The sequence below is a fragment of the Cypionkella sp. genome (assembly GCF_030652235.1).
Taxonomy (GTDB): Bacteria; Pseudomonadota; Alphaproteobacteria; order Rhodobacterales; family Rhodobacteraceae; genus Cypionkella.
Genome location: NZ_JAUSBA010000039.1, coordinates 1 through 19,527 on the forward strand (window position 1 = coordinate 1; position 19,527 = coordinate 19,527).

11 protein-coding genes and 1 pseudogene are annotated in these 19,527 nt (G+C 62.4%); 5 read left to right on the top strand and 7 right to left on the bottom strand.

Going from position 1 to position 19,527, the window contains the following annotated elements; all coding sequences use genetic code 11:
* Together Q7V03_RS12980 and Q7V03_RS12985 are read left to right on the top strand one after the other, a co-directional pair.
* Positions 1-933, top strand: a pseudogene (locus tag Q7V03_RS12980) (integrase core domain-containing protein); the annotation flags it as partial.
* Positions 934-1,067: 134 nt separating this feature from the next.
* Positions 1,068-1,397, top strand: coding sequence for a hypothetical protein (locus Q7V03_RS12985; RefSeq protein ID WP_304926016.1), 330 nt, complete (start codon positions 1,068-1,070; stop codon positions 1,395-1,397).
* A gap of 33 nt (positions 1,398-1,430) precedes the next feature.
* On the opposite strand, the gene Q7V03_RS12990 is transcribed toward Q7V03_RS12985, so the two are convergent.
* The 5 genes from Q7V03_RS12990 to rpmB form a co-directional block, all read right to left on the bottom strand.
* Positions 1,431-2,087: a pyridoxamine 5'-phosphate oxidase family protein gene (locus tag Q7V03_RS12990; protein ID WP_304926017.1), complete on the bottom strand. Its 657-nt coding sequence runs from the start codon at positions 2,085-2,087 to the stop codon at positions 1,431-1,433.
* A 115-nt stretch (positions 2,088-2,202) separates the two neighbouring features.
* Positions 2,203-2,754, bottom strand: coding sequence for a 2OG-Fe(II) oxygenase (locus Q7V03_RS12995; protein ID WP_304926018.1), 552 nt, complete (start codon positions 2,752-2,754; stop codon positions 2,203-2,205).
* 45 nt (positions 2,755-2,799) lie between these two features.
* Positions 2,800-3,312, bottom strand: a complete 513-nt coding sequence (locus Q7V03_RS13000; protein WP_304926019.1) for a copper chaperone PCu(A)C — start codon at positions 3,310-3,312, stop codon at positions 2,800-2,802.
* A 36-nt stretch (positions 3,313-3,348) separates the two neighbouring features.
* On the bottom strand, positions 3,349-3,693 hold the full coding sequence (locus tag Q7V03_RS13005) for a hypothetical protein (protein ID WP_304926020.1): 345 nt from the start codon (positions 3,691-3,693) through the stop codon (positions 3,349-3,351).
* A 130-nt stretch (positions 3,694-3,823) separates the two neighbouring features.
* Positions 3,824-4,111 carry a 50S ribosomal protein L28 gene (gene rpmB, locus Q7V03_RS13010; RefSeq protein ID WP_054005165.1) on the bottom strand — a complete coding sequence of 96 codons (288 nt, stop codon included), beginning with the start codon at positions 4,109-4,111 and terminating at the stop codon, positions 3,824-3,826.
* A gap of 417 nt (positions 4,112-4,528) precedes the next feature.
* Here rpmB and Q7V03_RS13015 point away from each other — a divergent pair, with 417 nt between their 5' ends.
* Positions 4,529-9,694 carry a Hint domain-containing protein gene (locus Q7V03_RS13015; protein WP_304926021.1) on the top strand — a complete coding sequence of 1,722 codons (5,166 nt, stop codon included), beginning with the start codon at positions 4,529-4,531 and terminating at the stop codon, positions 9,692-9,694.
* A gap of 154 nt (positions 9,695-9,848) precedes the next feature.
* On the opposite strand, the gene Q7V03_RS13020 is transcribed toward Q7V03_RS13015, so the two are convergent.
* Both Q7V03_RS13020 and meaB read right to left on the bottom strand, forming a co-directional pair.
* Complete coding sequence (locus tag Q7V03_RS13020; RefSeq protein ID WP_304926022.1) at positions 9,849-14,507, bottom strand: calcium-binding protein; 4,659 nt, start codon at positions 14,505-14,507, stop codon at positions 9,849-9,851.
* Positions 14,508-14,828: 321 nt separating this feature from the next.
* Positions 14,829-15,803, bottom strand: coding sequence for a methylmalonyl Co-A mutase-associated GTPase MeaB (gene meaB, locus Q7V03_RS13025; protein WP_304926023.1), 975 nt, complete (start codon positions 15,801-15,803; stop codon positions 14,829-14,831).
* Between the two features lie 266 nt (positions 15,804-16,069).
* Here meaB and hrpB point away from each other — a divergent pair, with 266 nt between their 5' ends.
* Entirely contained in the window at positions 16,070-18,496 is a 2,427-nt protein-coding gene (gene hrpB / locus Q7V03_RS13030) for an ATP-dependent helicase HrpB (RefSeq protein WP_304926024.1), read from the top strand.
* A gap of 401 nt (positions 18,497-18,897) precedes the next feature.
* The gene (locus Q7V03_RS13035) at positions 18,898-19,416 is read left to right on the top strand and encodes an Lrp/AsnC family transcriptional regulator (RefSeq protein WP_304926025.1); all 519 of its coding nucleotides are present in this window, start codon (positions 18,898-18,900) and stop codon (positions 19,414-19,416) included.
* The last annotated feature ends 111 nt before the right edge of the window (positions 19,417-19,527 follow it).

Genomic DNA, 19,527 nt, shown 5'->3' on the forward strand with positions numbered 1-19,527 from the left:
GGAAGCGGCGTGACAGCGTTCAGGACCTGTCCGCCACACCCCACAATCTGCAGATCGAGACGGAACAGGAAACGATCCAGTGGATCGTTTCCCCGTCGAGGGCTGACGGCAGCCCAGGAGGCGGTGGTCGTTCCGTTGCGGCGTCTTCTGTTACTGCCGCTCGACGATCTTCTGGCGGTCACGCGGGAGTTCCTGAATCCGGACGTCTCACGGTCGGGCCTGGATCGCTGTCTGCGGCGGCATGGTGTGAGCAATCTCAAGGCGTTGCTGCCCAAGACCCCCGCCGAGCCGCACAAGGCCTTCAAGGCATACGAACCCGGCTTCCTGCATGTCGATGTGAAGTATCTGCCACAGATGGCGGACGAGACCACGCGGCGCTATCTGTGCGTGGCCATTGACAGGGCGACAAGGTGGGGGTTCGTGCGCATCATGCCCGCCAAAACCGCCGCAAATGCCCGCCGGTTCCTGCGCGATCTGAGCCGCGCCTGCCCGATCCGGATCAGCAAGATACTGACCGACAATGGAAAAGAGTTCACCGATCGGCTCTTCGCTTCCCGGGCGCGCGCCGCCTCGGGGAGCCACGAGTTCGACCGGCTCTGCGACGAGCTTGGCATCGAGCACCGGCTGACCCCACCGAAATCGCCCCAGACAAATGGCATGGTCGAGCGCTTCAACGGACGCAGAGCAGATGTGCTCAAAACCAATCGCTTCGACAGCGCCCTCGACCTAGAGCAGACCCTCATGCGATACCTGATACTTTACAACACGCAGTTGCCGCAGTCAGCCCTTGGGAGCCGAACGCCGATGCAGGCCATGAAGGACGGGCACAAGTCCCACCCCCATCTCTTCGTCAAATCACCGCGTAACCTGCCGGGACGCGACAGCTATTCAAATAGGTTTGAGGCTCTTGGGCGCTGTCTGACACCAATTTGATGCGCGACAGTCAGACGGGGGCATTTCCGCGTCTGACTGGCATCTTGAAAAATCCCGCGCTTGCTCCCATACTGATTCCAGATAATGATCTGCGGCTGAGGGCAACCCGGTCGTGGGCGTGCAGAGGCAGAGCGATGAAAAAATCTATCCTGTGGGCGGCCAGTCTGGCCGTGTTGAGTCTGGGTGTAGCGCTTCCGGTGATGAGCAGTTCTGCCAACGCCGGGCCGATTGAAAACGCGTGCAACCGCTCCGAGCGTAAGGCAGCCAATCGGCAGCTCTGCGCTTGCATCCAGCAGGTTGCCGATATGACGCTGAAGGGTGGCGATCAGCGCCGCGCGGTGGCATTCTTCAAGGACCCCGAGAAGGCGCATAAGGTCTGGATGTCGAAAACCGGCAGCGACGATGCGTTTTGGGAACGCTATAAGGCGTTTGGCGCACAGGCGCAGGCCTATTGCGGCGGTTGAGGTTGGGGCGGTGGGGTGAAACCCCACCCTACGCTAATGACCGAAGTGGTAGTTTTTGACATGGGCCGGTACTGCCATGTCCGGGCTTAGGTTCGGGTCGGGGACCGGTTGGCCCATGGTTAATTGGATGGGCAGGATCCCCGCCCAGACCGGAGTGCCAAGGTCTTCTGGCGGATCGGTCGGCATGCCGCTGCCGATTTTGGCGGAAGCCTCGGTCAGTGGCAGGGTCAGGATCGCAGTGGCTTTCAGCTCTTGTTTGGTCATCGGGCGCAGTTGATCCCAGCGGCCGGGGAACATCTGCTCCATCATGGCTTTCAGAACTTCGGCCTTTTCGCGCACGTTGGTGACGGCGCGGGCCTCGCCGAACACCATCACCGCACGGAAATTCACGGAATGCTCTAAGCCCGAGCGCGCCAGCACCATGGCATCGGTCAGGGTGACGGTGACGCAAACCTGCGCGTCTTTTGCCGTGCGTTGCGTACGGCTGGCCGAGGAGCCGTGCCAGTAAATGTGGTCGCCGATGCGCCATTGCAGGGTGGGGATCACAATGGGCGCGCCGTCTTTGACATAGCCGACATGGGCGACGGGCATCGCATCCAGGATCGCGTCAATTGTGGCGCGGTCGTAGGCGGCTTTCTCGTGCATACGGCGGGCGCGGCTGCGGTCGGACGGGGCTTTGGGCTCGGTCATCTGTTTGTCATTGCTCTTTTTGAAATACTCCCGCCGGAGGCTTCTGAGGCTGGCTCAAGGAGCCTCCGGCGGGAGTATTTATCACCAATGTGAAACTGTTAGCGCGAAGTTTCGGCTAACGAAAGGATGGGCCATGCGACCACAGGGTCAGCGACCAGCGGGTGCCTGTGGTGACGGGGGTGACGCGGTGCAGGGTGAAACTGGGGAAGATCGTCGCGGTGCCACGGGCGCGCGGGGCGTGGGTGACATTGCTATCGGGGCGCAGCTCCAGCGTGCCGCCTTCGTAGGAGGTGGGGTCGGAGAGTTGCACCACGATGGTGAGTTTGCGTTTGGCGGCCCAAGTGCCTGCGCCAATGTCAGCGTGCCAGTCGAAATGGCCCATCCGTTCGGCGGTGTAGCGCGCGACTTGTGGGCTTTCGCCGAAATCGGTCAGGTCAAACTGGAAAGCCTCGCGGTTGGCTTGCGCGGTGAGGCTGATCATGCGGTCAAGCACCCAGGACGCCTCGGGGATATCATCCAGCCACGCGATCTCGGCCCGACGGATGGTGTGGGCGGTGGTGCCGCCGACAAGGCCTGCATCTTTCAGCTGATGCGCTGCGATCAGGGCGATCAGGCGGTCACATTCATCCGATGAAAGCGCGTTGGGGACAAACACATTGGGAATCATGGCAGCCTTTATGCGGGCGGGGCTGAAGCGCCCCGCCCTTTGCTATCAGTTCGCCGGGGCGGCTTCCATGCTGTCATGATCCATTTTGCTGTGGTCCATGCCTTGCATATCGCCCATCGCAGCGGGCTTGCGCGCATTGTCAACGGGCACGTCAACTTCGACCACGCCCGCATGTTCAAAGGTCAGCGTCAGGTGAACGATGTCGCCGTCCTTGAGGTCTTGCTTGAGACCCATCAGCATGATGTGGTCGCTGCCGCGCTTTAGTGCGTGGCCTTGCAGGGCGGCGATGGGAAAGCCTTTGGGAACAGCGCTCATCTGCATCACGCCATTGGCGCTTTCGGTGTGGGTGTGCATCTCGACCTTTTCAGCCACGTCCGAGGCGACGCCGATCAGGCGCTCGTCGGTATCGGCGTGGTTCACGATCCAAAGAAAGATCGCCCCGCTGGCACCGATGCCGCCGTTGGTGCGGGCGTAGGGGTTTTCGATGTGCACACCTTGGTGGGCGAAGGCGGGGGCAGCACAGAGCAAGGCTGCGGCGATAAGGGCGTGAAGGCGCATGGGATTTCCTTTGCGGTTGATCATAGGGAGGTGGGATCAGGCAAAGGGCGGTGGGTCACGGGCAGATTGTTTTGGCGGTGTGGCGGTGCGGGTTGTGGGGGTCAGTGCGGGGCGGGCGCTGCGACTGTGGGTGGGGGCCGCGGCGATTTGCGGTGGGGATGGCAGCAAAGCCGCGATGGCTGCGGTGCAATCGGGGCAGCGGTGCGGGCTAGGGATCGGTTTGCCGGTGGCGTCGAGGGTGATGGGGGTCAGGCCGCCGCTGGTGTCGGCGCAGATTTCCATCTGGGTCGCGCCCTGCATTTCGGCGTGCATCACCGCCGCGTGAACCGAGGTGGTCGCAAGCGTCAGGGCGAGCAGAAGCGAGAGCAGGTGACGGATCATAGCTTGGGGTTTAGCGCAGGTGCAGCTGCGGGGGAAGGCGACAGATTGTCAGCGCCCCAGCCCTGCCGTTTAAAGCCAAAAGGCCCCGCTTGTCTCCAAGCGAGGCCCTGTGACATCAAGCACAAAGCAATCAGGCGGCGGCCTGAGCCTTGGCGATCTCTTTTTTGATCTTCAGCGCGTCGAGCGACAGATCTTCGTCCTTGGCTTTCGCCATGAACGCATCCAGACCGCCGCGGTGATCCACGGTGCGCAAAGCCGCAGCCGAGATCTTCAGCGAGAAGGATTTGCCCAGAACGTCGGAGATCAGCGTAACCTGATTAAGGTTTGGCAGAAAACGACGGCGGGATTTGTTGTTGGCGTGGCTGACAGTGTTGCCAGACATCGGGCCTTTGCCAGAGAGTTCGCAGACGCGAGACATGGTCATCTTCCTTGTCAGTTTACTGTGCCCGCAAGGGCAACTTAAGACGGAAAGGCACCCCCAAAAGCGGACGGTACCTGAATTTGATTTGCGGCGTGTAAGGGGATTCTGGGGCGGCGTCAAGCGCGATGGCCAAGAAAAGCCATGCGAAATGCCTATCGGCAAGGTTGCACGCGGGGAAAGCTGTGCGCGGATTATGCAGGAACGACAAGGCTTTGCCGCCCGCCCTGCCGGGTTTCATGGGGTTTCACGCAAGCCTTGGGTGCAGGTTTCGCGCGCCCGTCACCGAATTGCCACAACCCTCTGAAAAAATTCGTGGAATCCGTCCAATTCCGGACATAATCCCCAGCAATTTGCCATAATTGGGACGCAAATAGATCCGGGCGCTAGATCCGGGCAAACGAGCAGAGCAGCGCAGTGGCAAACATTATTGGAAGTGCAGGGAATGATTCCCTGCTTGGAACGACTCTGTCTGATACCATCACCGGGTATGGCGGAGACGACACCCTTGACGGCGGCAGCGCCGCTGACACGCTGTATGGCGGCGATGGCAATGACACGCTGATCGGCAATACTGGGGCTGACCTGCTGGACGGCGGCAGGGGAATTGATAACGCGGATTACAGCAGTTCAGGCGCAGCTGTCACTGTTTCGCTGGCGACGGGTGTAGGTTCTGGCGGCGATGCAGCGGGCGATACGTTGACCGGCATCGAGAATCTCGTGGGCTCTGCCTATGCTGACAGGCTGACCGGAGACGGCGGCGACAACGTTCTGTCTGGTGCTGCGGGGGCGGATAGCTTGGTCGGCGGCGCGGGCAATGACAGCCTTTACGGCGGCAATGACAGCGATACGCTGATTGGCGGCGCGGGCGTTGATCTGCTGGACGGTGGCGCGGGTTCAGATGATGTGGATTATTCCGCCTCTGCTGCGGCGGTGAACATTGATCTTGCGGCGGGTACGGGCTTGGGTGGTGACGCGCAGGGCGATATTCTGGTCAGCATCGAGGATGTGATCGGCACCAGCTTTGCCGATACCGTAGCTGGATCAAGTGCTGCTAACATGCTGTATGGGGCGGCGGGCGCAGACAGTTTGTTTGGCGGTGCGGGCAATGACAGCCTGTATGGCGGCACTGACAATGACGTGCTGGCGGGTGGTCTGGGCAATGACCTGATCGACGGCGGCTCTGGCACCGATACCGCCGATTACGCCGCCGCGACAGTTGGGGTTGCAGCCAGCCTGACCAGCAACACTGGCACGGCGGGCGAGGCTGCGGGCGATACCTTTACCAGCATAGAGAACCTTGCGGGTTCGGGTTTTGACGACACCTTGATCGGTGACGGCAATGCCAACGTTTTGTATGGAGCGGCGGGCAATGACAGCCTGAGCGGGGCTGCGGGGGCTGACAGCCTGTATGGCGGGCTTGGCAATGACACGCTGATTGGCGGCACCAGCAGCGATCTGTTGGATGGCGGGGCGGGCGCGGATACCGCCGATTACTCGGCCTCGACCAATGCGGTGCAGGTCAACCTGAGCACAGGTCTGGGCGCAGGCGGCGATGCAGGCGGCGATACGCTGGTGGGTGTTGAGAACATCATAGGCTCGGGTCAGGCAGATGTGTTGACCGGCGACGGCAACAACAACGCGCTTTATGGCGGGGTTGGCCTTGATACGCTGATTGGCGGCGCGGGCGATGACAGCCTGTATGGCGGCACGCAGAATGACATTCTGGTGGGCGGCACGGGTGCTGATCTGCTGGACGGTGGTGCTGGCACCGATGATGTGGATTATTCGGCCTCGGGTGCTGGGGTCAGTGTCGATCTGACGGCAGGCACGGGTCTGGGCGGCGATGCGCAGGGCGATACTTTGATCAGTATCGAGGATGTGATCGGCTCGGGCTTTGCCGATATCCTGACCGGATCGAGTGCGGCCAACTTTTTGTATGGTGCGGCGGGGGCTGACCTGCTGGACGGCGGCGCGGCGAATGACACGATCTATGGTGGCAATGACAATGACACGCTGATTGGCGGCGCGGGGTCGGATTCACTGTTTGGTGGATCGGGCGTTGATACCGCGGATTATAGTACGGCGACGGCAGGCGTGGCGGCAAGTTTGGCCACCAATACCGGCACGGCGGGCGATGCGGCTGGCGATACGTTTAACACGATTGAGAACCTTGCAGGCGGTGCGTTCAACGACACCCTGACCGGCGATGGCAATGCCAACCTGCTGTCTGGGGCGGCGGGCAATGACAGTCTGAACGGCGGTTCGGGCGTCGATACTCTGTCTGGCGGCGACGGCAATGACACGCTGATTGGCGGCGCCGGGTCTGACGTGATGGACGGCGGGCTAGGCATTGATACGGCGGATTATTCGGGTGTCGGTGCGGGCGTCACGATCAACCTTGCCACCAATGTGAACTTGGGCGGCGATGCGGCGGGCGACACACTGAGCAGCATTGAGGTGGTGATCGGCACGGCGTTCAATGACAGCCTGACCGGGGATGCGGGCGCGAATACTTTGTTCGGAGGCGCTGGCAATGACACGCTGATGGGTGGCGCGGGGGCTGACCTGCTGGACGCAGGCACGGGCACCGATAGCGTTGAATATTCGGCCTCTGGCGCGGGGATAACGATCAATCTTGCCTCGGGTGTCAACTCCGGCGGAGATGCGGCGGGCGATACGCTGGTGGGGGCCGAGATCATCATCGGCTCGGGTCTGGCGGATGTGATCATCGGGGATACCAGCGCCAACGTGTTCTATGGTGCGGCGGGCGCGGATGTTCTGGACGGCGGCGCGGGCAATGACACTTTGTTTGGCGGTGCGGACAATGACACGCTGGAGGGCGGTCTGGGCAACGACAGCTTAGACGGCGGCAGCGGCATTGATACCGCCGATTATTCAGGCGCGGCAGCGGCGGTTGCTGTCAGCCTGACCACCGGCACCGGCACGGCGGGTGAGGCCAACGGCGATGTGCTGACCGGGATCGAGAATCTGCTCGGCTCGACCTTTAACGACACGCTGACCGGCGACGGCAATGCCAACGCTTTGTATGGCGGGCTTGGCAACGACAGCCTGAACGGGGCGGCGGGCGTCGACAGTCTGTACGGCGGCGATGGCAACGATACGTTGATCGGTGGCGCAGGCGGCGATTTGATCGACGGCGGTGCGGGGATTGATACCGCCGATTATTCGGCTTCGGCCACGGGCATCACGCTGAACCTTGCCACCGGCGTGCTGAGCGGCGGTGATGCGGCGGGCGATACGCTGGTGGGGGTCGAAAACATCATCGGCTCGGGCGCTGCGGACAGCCTGACCGGGGACGCAGGTGCCAACCTGCTGGATGGCGGCGCGGGCAATGACACGCTGGCGGGCGGCGCGGGCGCAGATACGCTGATCGGCGGCACCGGCACCGATACAGCGGATTATTCCACCTCGGGTGCGGCGGTGGCGATTTCGCTGACGGCCAGCACGGCCTTGGGCGGTGATGCGCAGGGCGATGTTCTGAGCGGGTTTGAGAACCTGATCGGCTCGGCTTACAACGACACGCTGACGGGCGATGCAGCGGCCAATGCGCTGACGGGCGCGGACGGCAACGATCTGCTCTATGGCGCGGCCGGCATCGACAGCCTCTTTGGCGGCATCGGCAACGACACGCTGTTCGGAGGCGCGGGCAATGACAGTCTGGACGGTGGCGCGGGCATTGATACCGCCGATTATTCGGCCTCAACCGCGGCGGTAAACCTCAACCTGAACGGTGGCGCGAACACCGGCGGCGATGCGGCCGGCGATACGCTGATGGCGATCGAGAACCTGATCGGCTCGGCCTATGCTGATGTACTGACCGGCAACGCAGGCGCGAACTATCTATCGGGCGGTGCGGGCATCGACAGCCTGTATGGCGGCGATGGCGATGACACGCTGGCCGGGGGCGCGGGCGCCGATATTCTGAACGGCGGCGCCGGGATGGATTATATCGACTATTCCGCCAGCAACGCGGCGGTGTCGATCAACCTGACCACATGGACCGCGCTTTTCGGCGATGCACAGGGTGATCAACTGAGTGGCACAGATGGGGTGATCGGCTCGGCGTTCAACGACACCCTCATTGGCTTTGACGATCAGGGCCTTTCGGGCGACGTCTACACCAACGTCTTCGTTGGCGGGGGCGGCGACGATTATCTCGACGGGAGGGGCAACAACGACATCCTCTATGGCGGGTCGGACAATGACAGCGTCTATGGCGGCACCGGCGACGATGCGAGCTATGGCGGCACGGGGAACGATCAGATTTATGCCGGAGACGGCAACGACAGCTCTTACGGCGAGACCGGAAACGATCTGGTCTATGGCGGGGCGGGCAATGACAGCACCGACGGCGGTGATGGCAACGATACGGTTTACGGCGATCTGGGCAATGACACCGTGCTGGGAGGTGCGGGCGATGACCAAGTGTTCGGTGGGGCTGGCAATGATGTGGTCTCGGGCGGCGATGGCAATGACAGCGTCGATGGCGGGACAGGCAATGACAGCCTGTTCGGCGACTTGGGCAATGACACCCTGCAGGGCGGCGACGGCAATGACAGCCTAGACGGCGGCGCGGGCAATGACCTGCTGTATGGTGGCATTGGCAATGACGCGCTGTTTGGCGGGCTGGGCAATGACACGTTGGACGGCGGCACTGGCAATGACACGCTGACGGGCGGCGACGGCACTGATCTGATCTACGGTGGCGACGGCGGCGATCTGGTCTATGGCGGCGCGGGTTCGGATACGTTGGTCGGTGGCTTTGGCGCCGATACGATCTATGCGGGCGCGGGCGATGTGGTGGATGGCGGCACCAGTGGCACGGATTGGGATGTGCTGGATCTGACCGGACAAGCGCCGTTCAAGATCATTCGCGATCCTGTGAACCATTTGAATGGTGTGGTGAATTTCCTCGACAGCACGGGCCACATCATTGGCACGCTGAGCTTCACCAACATTGAAAGCATTGTGTCGTGCTTCACCCCCGGCACGCGGATTGCGACTCTGGGGGGAGAGGTGGCGGTCGAGGCGTTGCGGGTTGGCGACATGGTGGCGACACGCGATAATGGTATTCAGGAAATCCGCTGGATCGGCTCGCGCCGGATCACGCGGGAAGAATTGCGCGCCGATGAAAGTCTGCGGCCGATCCTGATCAAAGCCGGGGCCTTGGGGCAGGGTTTGCCGGAATCCGATATGATGGTGTCGCGCCAGCATCGGATGTTGATCAGCGGGCCGCGCGCCGAATTGCTGTTTGGCAGCGATGAGGTTTTGGTGCGCGCGCAGCATCTGCTGAACTTGCCCGGTGTCTCGGTGGCCGAGGTCGAGGCGGTGACTTATCTGCACATTCTGTTTGACCGCCATGAGGTGATCTTGGCCGATGGCGCGTGGAGCGAAAGTTTCCAACCTGGCGACCGCACCATGGGCGGCATGGATGCCGCGCAATGCGCCGAGATTTACAAAATCTTCCCCGAGTTGGCGCAAGCGGGTCACCTCGCGCGGTTCGAAGCGGCGCGCCCCACGCTGAAATCCTTTGAGGCAAGGGTGTTGCTGGCGGCCTGAACCAGACGGAAGCCAAGAAAAATAAACGCCGCAAGCCAAAGGGTTTGCGGCGTTTTGTTTTGACTGGCGCGGCTGATCGTCAAATCAGATCAGAAACACCCTTAGGGCCACCCAACAGATCGGCCCGCCCTAAGGTTTTGAGTTGGTTTTTCGATCAAGTGAACAGGAAGTCACCGCCCGAAATCTGGGCCGCATCGGTCAGCCCGGTGATCCGAATGGTCAGATCTGTGGCACCGTTGCCGTCGAAGTCCAGTTGCAGCGCGCCAGCGATGAAGCGGGCTTCGGTGTTGGCACTGCCCGAGAAGACCACATCGCCAACATAGGCGAAGGTCCCGGTCAGCAAGCCTGCAAACTCCAGCAGATCGCCCTCGGCCAAACCGCCATCCAAGGCGTTGAAGTCCGAAATCGTCGCCTGAGAGGTCGAGGCCGCGGTGAACACGAAGTGATCCGCCCCGGTGCCGCCAAGCAGCACATCCGCGCCATCGCCGCCCGCCAAGGTATCATCCCCGGCCATGCCGTTCAGCACGTTTTTGCCCGAGTTGCCGGTCAGGACGTTGTTCAGCGCGTTGCCGGTGCCGTTCACCCCGAAGCTGCCCGTCAGGGTCAGGTTTTCAAAGTTCGCGCCCAGCACATGGTTGACCGAGGACCGCACCAGATCGGTGCCAGCATCGGCGCCTTCGGTCACGACATCGCTGAGGTGGTCGATGATATAAGTGTCATCACCCAAGCCGCCCGACATGCTGTCCACACCACCGCCGCCGTCCAGCGTGTCATTGCCCGCGCCGCCGTCCAGCATATCATTGCCGGTGCTGGCCGACAGCAGGTTGTTGCCTGCGTTGCCCAGCAGGATGTTAGCCGAGGAATTGCCGGTGGCATTGATGTTACCCAGGCCGGTCAGGGTCAGGTTTTCCACCGGAGACAGGATGGTGTAGCTGACCGAAGCATAGACGGTGTCGGTGCCTTGGTTGGTCAGCTCGGTGACTGTGTCGTTGGCGCTGTCAACGATATAGCTGTCATTGCCCAGACCGCCGACCATGGTATCGTTGCCCGCCCCACCGTCCAGCGTGTCATTGCCCGCGCCTGCGGTGATGCTGTCAGTGCCCGCCATCCCCGACAGCAGGTTGTCATTGGCGTTGCCGACCATCACATTCGCGTTCAGGTTGCCGGTGCCGTTGATCGCCGCCGTGCCGTTCAGCGTCAGGTTCTCCAGCGTATCGGCAAGGGTGTAGCTGACCGAAGAGAACACCCGATCGGCGCCCGCTTGAGCCAGCTCGACCACCACATCGTTCAGTGAATCGACATAGTACGTGTCGTTGCCAAAGCCGCCGATCATCGAGTCATTTCCGGTGCCGCCGTTCAGCGTGTCCGCCCCCAAGCCGCCGTCCAGCGTATCATTGCCGCCCATGCCGCTCAGGTTATTGGCGCCGCCGTTGCCTGTCATCACGTTGGCCCCGGTGTTGCCAAAACCCTTCAAACCCGACGCGCCGGTCAGAACCAAATTCTCAAGGTTGGCGGTCAGCGTCCAGTCAACCGTGCTGCTGACGGTATCGGTGCCATTGCTTGCGGTCTCGGTGATGGTGTCGTTCAGCGAGTTGACAAAATAAAGATCGTCGCCTGCCCCGCCATAAAGCGCATCATTGCCGCTGGCCCCGGTGGCGCCGCCGTCCAGCGTATCGTTGCCAAGGCCACCATAGACGCTGTCATTGCCCGACTCGCCGGACAGCAGGTTGTTGCCGATGTTGCCAATGATGATGTTGTTGAGGCTGTTACCGTGGCCTTCAAGATCTGCGCTGCCCAGCAGGTTCAGGTTCTCGGTATAAGACAGCAGCGTCCAGTTGACGGTTGCATCCACCGTATCGATGCCGCCCGCGCTGGTTTCCACAGTTTTGTCGTCAACGCTGTCGATGCTGTAGCGGTCATCGCCATCACCGCCCGACAGCGAGTCATTGCCCGCGCCGCCATCCAGCGTGTCATTGCCTGCGCCGCCGTTCAGCGCGTCATTGCCCGCCAGACCCGACAGCAGGTTGGCACCGCTGTTGCCGTTCAACACGTTATTCGCAGCGTTGCCGGTGCCCGTCAGGCCCGTGGTGTCCATCAGAGTCAGGTTTTCAAAGTTGCTGAGCAGCGTGTAGTTGAATGTGGTCTGCACCGTGTCGATGCCTTCATCAAAGTTCTCGACCATCACATCATTGATGGTGTCGAGAATGAAGATATCGTTGCCGACGCCGCCGATCAGGCTGTCATTGCCGATGCCACCGTCCAAAGTATCGCCGCCTGCACCGCCGTAGATGGTGTCATTGCCCGCAAGACCTTGCAGCACGTTCTGCCCGCCGTTGCCGGTGATGGTGTTGGCTGCCGCATTGCCGATCGCGTTGATGCTGGCCGCGCCATTTTGCACCAAGGTCTCGATGTTGTCGGTCATCGTCCAGTCTGCCCCGGTGATGACGGTATCATTGCCTTCACCCGAAAGCTCAATAACCACATCCGTGGTGGCGTTGATGGTGTAGATGTCGTCACCAACACCGCCCACCACCAGGTCGTTGCCAATGCCGCCATCCAAGCTGTCATTGCCCACACCGCCATAAAGCGTGTCATTGCCGGTGCCGCCGGTCATGTAGTTGTGGCCGGTGTTGCCGGTCATGATGTTGTTCGAGACGTTGCCGGTGGCATTGATGTTGGCGCTGCCCGACAGGATCAGGTTTTCAACGTAGCGGTCCATCGTGATGGTGACCGAGCTTTCCATCGTATCGGTGCCGCCCAGATCAAGTTCGAAAATCTCGTCGCCCGCACCGTCAACGTAGTAGTAATCATTTCCGCTGCCGCCAGTCAGATCGTCCGATCCGGTGCCACCGTTCAGCGTATCATCACCGGCGTTGCCAATCAGGGTGTCGTTGTCCTCCATTCCCGACAGCAGGTTGTTGCCCGCATTGCCAGTGATCAGGTTGGCGACGGTGTTGCCAGTGCCGCTGAGGTTGGCGATGTTGTCCAGCAGCAGGTTTTCAAAGTTGCCAGCCAAGGTCCAGTTGATCGTGGTTTGAACCGTGTCAGTGCCTTCAGTGGCCAGTTCAACCAGCACGTCATTCAAACTGTCGACTTGGTAGAGGTCGCTGCCCTTGCCGCCGATCAGCCTGTCATTGCCGGTGCCGCCGTCCAGCACATCGCCGCCATCCATCCCGTAGATGGTGTCGTTGCCAGCCAAGCCGAGCAGGATGTTCTTGCCCATGGTTCCGGGGCTGCTGTCGCCGCTGTTGCCGATCAGAATGTTGTCCAGCGCGTTGCCCGTACCGTTCACATCCAGCGAGCCCGTCAGGGTCAAACGCTCGGTATTCGCGCCCAGGATGAAATCAACCGAGGACGAGACAAGATCGTTGCCTTCGCTGGCGTTCTCGGTGATCACTTCCGCTAACGAGCCGACGACATAGCTGTCATCGCCCGCGCCGCCGATCATGGTGTCATTCTCGCCACCACCGTCCAGCGTGTCATTGCCATCCCCACCGGACAGCACGTTGACGAAAGCGTCACCCGTCAAAACATCGGCAAAGGTCGAGCCCACCAGGTTCTGAATGCCGAACAGCCGGTCGCCTTGCGCATCGCCGCCCGCGCCCGCCGAGCCCGAAACCACCGAAACGGTCACAGCGGCCGACGAGGCCGAATAATCAACCGTGTCCACACCCGCGCCGCCGTCCAGCGTATCCGCGCCTGCGCCACCGATCAGGATGTTGGCGTTGTTGTCGCCAGTCAGGCTGTCCGCGCCCACCGAGCCACGGATGTTCTCGAAGTTGGCAAGAACGTCGCCTTCGGAATCGCCGCCGGTGGTCACGCCGCTGAGCAAGTTGACGGTGACCGCCGCCGCCGAGGTCGCGTAATCGACGGTGTCATTGCCCGCACCGCCATCAAGAGTGTCGGCACCTGCGCCGCCCAAGATCACGCTGTTGCCAGCGTCGCCAACGATGGTGTCGGCAAATGCCGAGCCGATCACGTTCTCCAGCGCAACCAGCGTATCCGCGCCTTCACCGCCCGTCGCCAGACCCGTGCTCAGGTTGACGCTGACCGATGCGGTGGCCGCCGCATAGCTGACGGTATCGACATCCGCGCCGCCGTCGATGCGGTCGTTGCCGATGCCACCCAGCAGCACGTCATTGCCCAGACCGCCATAAAGGCTGTCATTGCCCGTAAGGCCGCTCAGCGTGTCGTTACCTGCAAGGCCCGTCAGGATGTTGGCATTGGCGTCGCCGGTCAATGCATCGTCAAAGGCCGAGCCCGTGGCGTTTTCGAAGTTCACGATGGTGTCGCCCACAGCGTCGCCACCCGTGGCGGTGTTTGCGGTCAGGCTGACGGTGACGGCGGCTGACGAGGCGCTGTAATCCACGCTGTCCGCGATACCTGCGCCACCGTCCATCACGTCAGCGCCCGCGCCGCCCACGATCAGGTCGTTGTCGGCACCGCCATACAGACTGTCATTGCCCATGCCGCCATAGAGGCTGTCGCTGCCCGCAGCGCCGATCAGGATGTTGGCCGCGGTATCCCCGGTCAGCGTGTCGGCAAAGGCCGAGCCGGTGAGATACTCGATGCTGATATAAGTGTCGCCCTGCGCATCACCGCCGGTGCCCGTCAGCGTGGTCAGGTTGGCGTTCACCCCGGCAGTGCTGGCAGTGTAATCCGCCACGTCATTGCCTGAACCGCCATCCAGCAGGTCGGCGCCACCGAGGCCGATCAGGGTGTCGTTGCCCGCAAGGCCGGTCAACGTGTCATTGATTGCACCCGCCGTTGCCGTGACAGTATCATTTCCAGTTCCGCCGGTAAAAGTCGCCATTCTTAACGCTCCAAGGTTCGGGCCACCGGGAGACCGGGGACAAAGAGTGATTGGAAAAAGAAATAGGCGAGACTTCGGGCCAAAATTGGACGGAAATTTCGGCAAAAGCCACGAATTGCAGCAAAATCGCGGCATCTTCTGGCAAGATGCGCGCAGCCTGATGGCCTATATTATATTGAAATCGTTATATTCTGGTTGGAGACTGCCGTAGCGCGCGCCCGCCGGACTGCCGCATTTTGCGGGTCCAATGATCGTTAATCGCACTTTTGCGCGAATCAAACAGCGCCGGGGCGCCCGCGCGGATTGATCGAGGCTTGGCGATCAGTTGCGGTGCAGCAAGGCTAAAATCTGGCTTGCGGCAGCCTCAGGGGTGCAGCGGCCTTCTGCGACGGCACGGCCTTGTGCTGCGACGATGCCCTTGGTTGGCTCTTGCTCCAGCACCGCGAGCAAGCCGCGCCGCAATTCTTCCTTGAACCAATGCTGCGCCTGCTGGCCGCGCCGCGTCGCCCAATGGCCCTGTGCGCGCCGCCAGTCGGCCAGTACCTGCATCTCGGCCCAAGCGGTCGCCAGCCCCGCCTGTTCCAGCGCCGAGACGGTCATCGCTTTGGGATAGCCGGCTGGGTCTTGCGGGCGTTTGCGCAACAGCCGCAGCGCGCCGGCATAGTCGGCGCAGGTCCGCATCGCGGCGGATTTTAGATCGCCATCGGCTTTGTTCACCAAAATCAGATCTGCCATCTCCATGATGCCGCGTTTGACACCCTGCAGCTCATCGCCCCCCGCAGGGGCCAACAGCAGGACGAACAGATCACACAGCTCGGCCACTACGGTTTCGGATTGGCCGACGCCGACGGTTTCAATCAGAATGATGTCAAAGCCAGCGGCTTCGCAAAGCGCGACGGCTTCTCGCGTGCGCCGCGCCACGCCGCCCAATTGGGCTTGGCTGGGTGACGGCCGGATAAAGGCGAGCGGGTCGCGGGCAAGGTGTTCCATCCGGGTTTTGTCGCCCAGGATCGAGCCGCCCGAGCGGGCCGAGGAGGGATCAACCGCAAGCACCGCCACGCGCAGGCCTTGCGCGGTCAGCATCAGCCCAAAGCTTTCAATGAAGGTGGATTTACCCACCCCCGGCGTGCCGGAAAGCCCGATGCGCAGGGCTTGCTTATCGCTGCCCAAGGCTTGCAACAGGTCCAGCGCCTGCGCGCGATGATCGGCGCGCGCGCTTTCGACCAGTGTGATGGCGCGGGCCAGACTGCGACGGTCGCCCGCTTGCAGGCTGGGGACGAGTTGGGCAAGATCCATGACGACTCCCTTTGCCCCGGTGTGCCCGATGGCGCGGGGTTTTGCCAGAGTGACCTTGAAACAGGAGCGCCCTCGGGGGGCATCGAGCCCCCACTCGGCCGCGCTGCCGGAGTGTGAGCTTGTGGCGTCGTTTTGGCGGCGGCGTTGCAAGCCTCCGGCGGGAGTATTTCAAAAAGAGCAACTGACAAGGAATTGCTTTTTTCTAAATACTCATGCTTTTTTTGTCGCCTGCTGGCCAAGCCGGAGCGGTTGCGGGATAAGGCCTTATGATCAGATTGCCGATAGAAGATGTGTTGGGGGACGTGCGGGCTGCGATTGCGGCGCGTGGCATGGTGGTGCTGCAGGCACCGCCGGGGGCGGGCAAGACCACAATGGTGCCGCTGGATTTGTTGGCCTCGGGGTTGGTCACCGGGCGGATCGTGATGCTGGAGCCGCGGCGGCTGGCGGCGCGGGCGGCGGCGGAGCGGATGGCGGAGAGCTTGGGTGAGGCTGTGGGCGGGACAGTGGGGTATCGGATTCGCGGTGAGGCGAAGGTCTCAAAAGCGACCCGGATTGAGGTGGTGACAGAGGGGATTTTGACCCGCATGATCCAAAGTGATCCCGGGCTTACCGGTGTGGGCGCGCTGATCTTTGACGAGTTTCATGAGCGGAGTTTGAATGCCGATCTGGGGCTGGCTTTGGCTTTGGAAATCCGCGGCGCACTGCGCGACGATCTGGTGTTGATGGTGATGTCGGCGACGTTGGATGCGGGGCCGGTGGCGGCGCTGATGGGCAATGCGCCGGTGGTGACCTCGATGGGGCGCGCCTATCCGGTGGAGACGCGGTGGCTGGGGCGCACACCGGATGCATCCATGCGGTTTGAGGCAGGGGTGGCAGGGTTGGTGCGGCAGGCGGTGGAGGAAACGACGGGCGGGGTGTTGGTGTTTCTGCCGGGTGAGGGGGAAATTCGGCGGGTGGAGGCGATGCTGGCGGGCTTGCCAGGCTGCGAGGTGCGCACCCTGTTTGGCGCGATGGAGTTTGCGGCACAACGGGCAGCTTTGGGGCCGGCGGCGGGGCGCAAGGTGGTTTTGGCAACCTCGATTGCCGAAACTTCGCTAACGATCCCGGATATTCGCGTGGTGGTCGATGGCGGGCGGGCGCGGCGGGCGCGGTTTGATCCGAATTCGGGCATGTCGCGGTTGGTGACCGAGCGGGTGACCAAGGCCGAGGCCGAGCAGCGACGCGGGCGAGCGGGGCGCGTGGCTGCGGGTTTGTGCTATCGCTATTGGACCAAGGGCGAGGAAGGCGGACTGGCGGCCTATCCCCCGGCAGAGATTGAGGCGGCGGATTTGACCGGGCTGGCGCTGGAGCTGGCGTTATGGGGCGGCGACGTCGGGTTTTTGACCGCGCCGAATGTCGGGGCGATGGCGGAGGCGCGGGCGCTGTTGGAGGGGTTGGGCGCGCTTATAGGTGGCCGGATCACGCCGCATGGCCGGGTGTTGGCGGCGCTGCCGTTGCATCCTCGGCTGGCGCATATGTTGGCGGTCGCGGGCCCGGAGGCTGCGGTTTTGGCGGCGGTGTTGGGCGAGCGAGATGTGCTGAAGGGAGCTCCGCCGGATCTGGCTTTGCGGGTGGCGGCGGTGGCAGATGTACGACGGTTTGAGGCGGCGCATCCTTGGCCGGTTTTGCGACCTGTGGTGGAGCGGGTGAAGCTGGAGGCGCGGCGGTTGGCGCGGGCGGCTGCTGGGCCGGATGCGGGTTATAGTTTGGCGCAGATGGCGGCGCTGGCTTACCCGGATCGGGTCGGGCTGCGCCGGAAAGGCGATGCGCCGCGTTGGGTGTTGTCGGGCGGCAAGGGTGCGGTGATGGCTTTGGGCGTGCCGCTGGCGGGGGCGCGGCTGATTGTGGCCACTGATGTGGATGGCGATGCGCGCGAGGCGGGGGTGCGGCAGGCAGTCAGCATTGGGGAGGCAGAGTTGCGGGCTGTGCATGGGGCGCAGATCGGCTGGCGCGAGGTTTGTTTCTGGTCAAAGCGTGAAGGCCGCGTGATGGCGCGGCGGCAGGAGTGTTTCGGGGTGCTGGTGCTGGCGGATCTGCATTGGGACGCGCCTGCCGAGGCGGTGGCACGGGCGGCGTTGGAGGGGATGCGGCTGAATGGGTTGCATTTCACGGCCTCGGCGCGGCGGTTGCGGGCGCGGGTGGAGTTGGCGCGGGGCGGTGGCGATGCGTGGCCGGATTTCAGCGATCAGGGATTGCTGGAGAGCGCGGAGGATTGGTTGCTGCCGCATCTGGGAAGGGTGCGGACAGAGGCAGATTTACGCGGGTTTGATTTGAGCGAGGCTTTGAAGGCGCGGCTTTCGTGGGAGCAGGTCGCGGCGTTGGATAGACTGGTGCCGGGGGCATTTGAGACGCCGCTGGGTCGGAAGGTGCCGATTGATTATGATGGCGACGTGCCGGGGATTGAGGTGCGTTTGCAAGAGATGTTTGGCGTGGTGGTGCATCCGGTGGTGGGTATAAGCCGGCAGCCGCTGCGGGTGGTTTTGACCTCACCGGGGCAGAAGACGATTCAGGTGACGATGGATCTGCCGGGGTTCTGGAAATCGTCCTATGCGGATGTGAGAAAGGATATGCGGGGGCAGTATCCGCGGCATCCCTGGCCAGAGGACCCGACGGTTGCGGAACCGACCTTGCGGGCCAAGCCTCGGGGGACGTGAGGGGTGGTCCCGCGTTGGGACCGTTTGGATTTATGCGGGATTTCAGGGGGTTGTGTTGGGGCGTTAAGCGGGCGTTCAGGGTTTAAAAGGGAGTGGTGGGGTGAACCCTGACGTGGCCGATAACCATGGGTTGACCACGCGGCATCGTTCGCAATGGCGCGGCGTTGCCCGGAAGGGGAAGCTGGTCCTGCCGGGCGACAGGGTGCCAATGTTCGTGCCGCTTGTGGTAGAGCCCGTGACTGCGCCCAATCCGGTCGCAGCGAAGCCGGATGATCAGAACGACCGCCGCGAAGGGCTCCGCCCACTGGTATTCGGCAGCGTCGCGGCGTAAAGCACGAGGAAACACACATTGCGGCACCATCACCCCTACGCAATCCCTCAACCATGCGGCCCTACTCCGAATGAAACCGATCGAGCTTGACGCTGCCGATATCCGGATCCTGTGTGCGCTGCAGGACCATGGACAGCTGAGCAAATCGAAGCTGGCGGAAATAGTGGGCCTGTCGGCCACGCCATGCTGGGCACGGGTGACACGATTGAAGAGGGCCGGGCTGATCCGGGGCTATCATGCTGACATCGCGCTTTCTCAAATTGTCGCAGGCCTGGCCAAAGTGGTGGTGACGGTGTCCCTGACGAGCCATCGGAAATCTGATTTCGAACGGTTCGAGACCCACATTCTCAACACCCCCGAGGTGACAGACTGCGTCTCGACGGGGGGCGGGATGGATTATGTGATGACGGTGGTCACCACCAGCTTGCCGGTCTTCCAGACTTTGATGGAGGCGATGCTGGACGCCGAATTGGGGATCGACCGTTACATGACCTATATTGTCACGCGCCAGATCAAATCGGCCCGCCCCGACCTTGCCCGCCTGGTCGCCGCGCAGTCGCCAAAGCCCCAGTCGGAAGCAAAAGACTGAACGGTCTGTCCTTTTGGAATCTTTGGTCTGATCGGTCCGGTTTGGCACCATCTTTGGCCCGCTGATCCGGCGCCCCGTGCCTAAAGTCCTTGCCAGGAAGAACCGTCGCGC

Excerpts from the sequence above, each read along its gene's own strand:
- Q7V03_RS12985 (WP_304926016.1), top strand. The coding sequence starts at position 1,068 with ATGAAAAAATCTATCCTGTGGGCGGCCAGTCTGGCCGTGTTGAGTCTG.
- Q7V03_RS12990 (WP_304926017.1), bottom strand. The coding sequence starts at position 2,087 with ATGACCGAGCCCAAAGCCCCGTCCGACCGCAGCCGCGCCCGCCGTATG.
- Q7V03_RS12995 (WP_304926018.1), bottom strand. The coding sequence starts at position 2,754 with ATGATTCCCAATGTGTTTGTCCCCAACGCGCTTTCATCGGATGAATGT.
- Q7V03_RS13000 (WP_304926019.1), bottom strand. The coding sequence starts at position 3,312 with ATGCGCCTTCACGCCCTTATCGCCGCAGCCTTGCTCTGTGCTGCCCCC.
- Q7V03_RS13005 (WP_304926020.1), bottom strand. The coding sequence starts at position 3,693 with ATGATCCGTCACCTGCTCTCGCTTCTGCTCGCCCTGACGCTTGCGACC.
- rpmB (WP_054005165.1), bottom strand. The coding sequence starts at position 4,111 with ATGTCTCGCGTCTGCGAACTCTCTGGCAAAGGCCCGATGTCTGGCAAC.
- Q7V03_RS13020 (WP_304926022.1), bottom strand. The coding sequence starts at position 14,507 with ATGGCGACTTTTACCGGCGGAACTGGAAATGATACTGTCACGGCAACG.
- meaB (WP_304926023.1), bottom strand. The coding sequence starts at position 15,803 with ATGGATCTTGCCCAACTCGTCCCCAGCCTGCAAGCGGGCGACCGTCGC.
- hrpB (WP_304926024.1), top strand. The coding sequence starts at position 16,070 with ATGATCAGATTGCCGATAGAAGATGTGTTGGGGGACGTGCGGGCTGCG.
- Q7V03_RS13035 (WP_304926025.1), top strand. The coding sequence starts at position 18,898 with ATGAAACCGATCGAGCTTGACGCTGCCGATATCCGGATCCTGTGTGCG.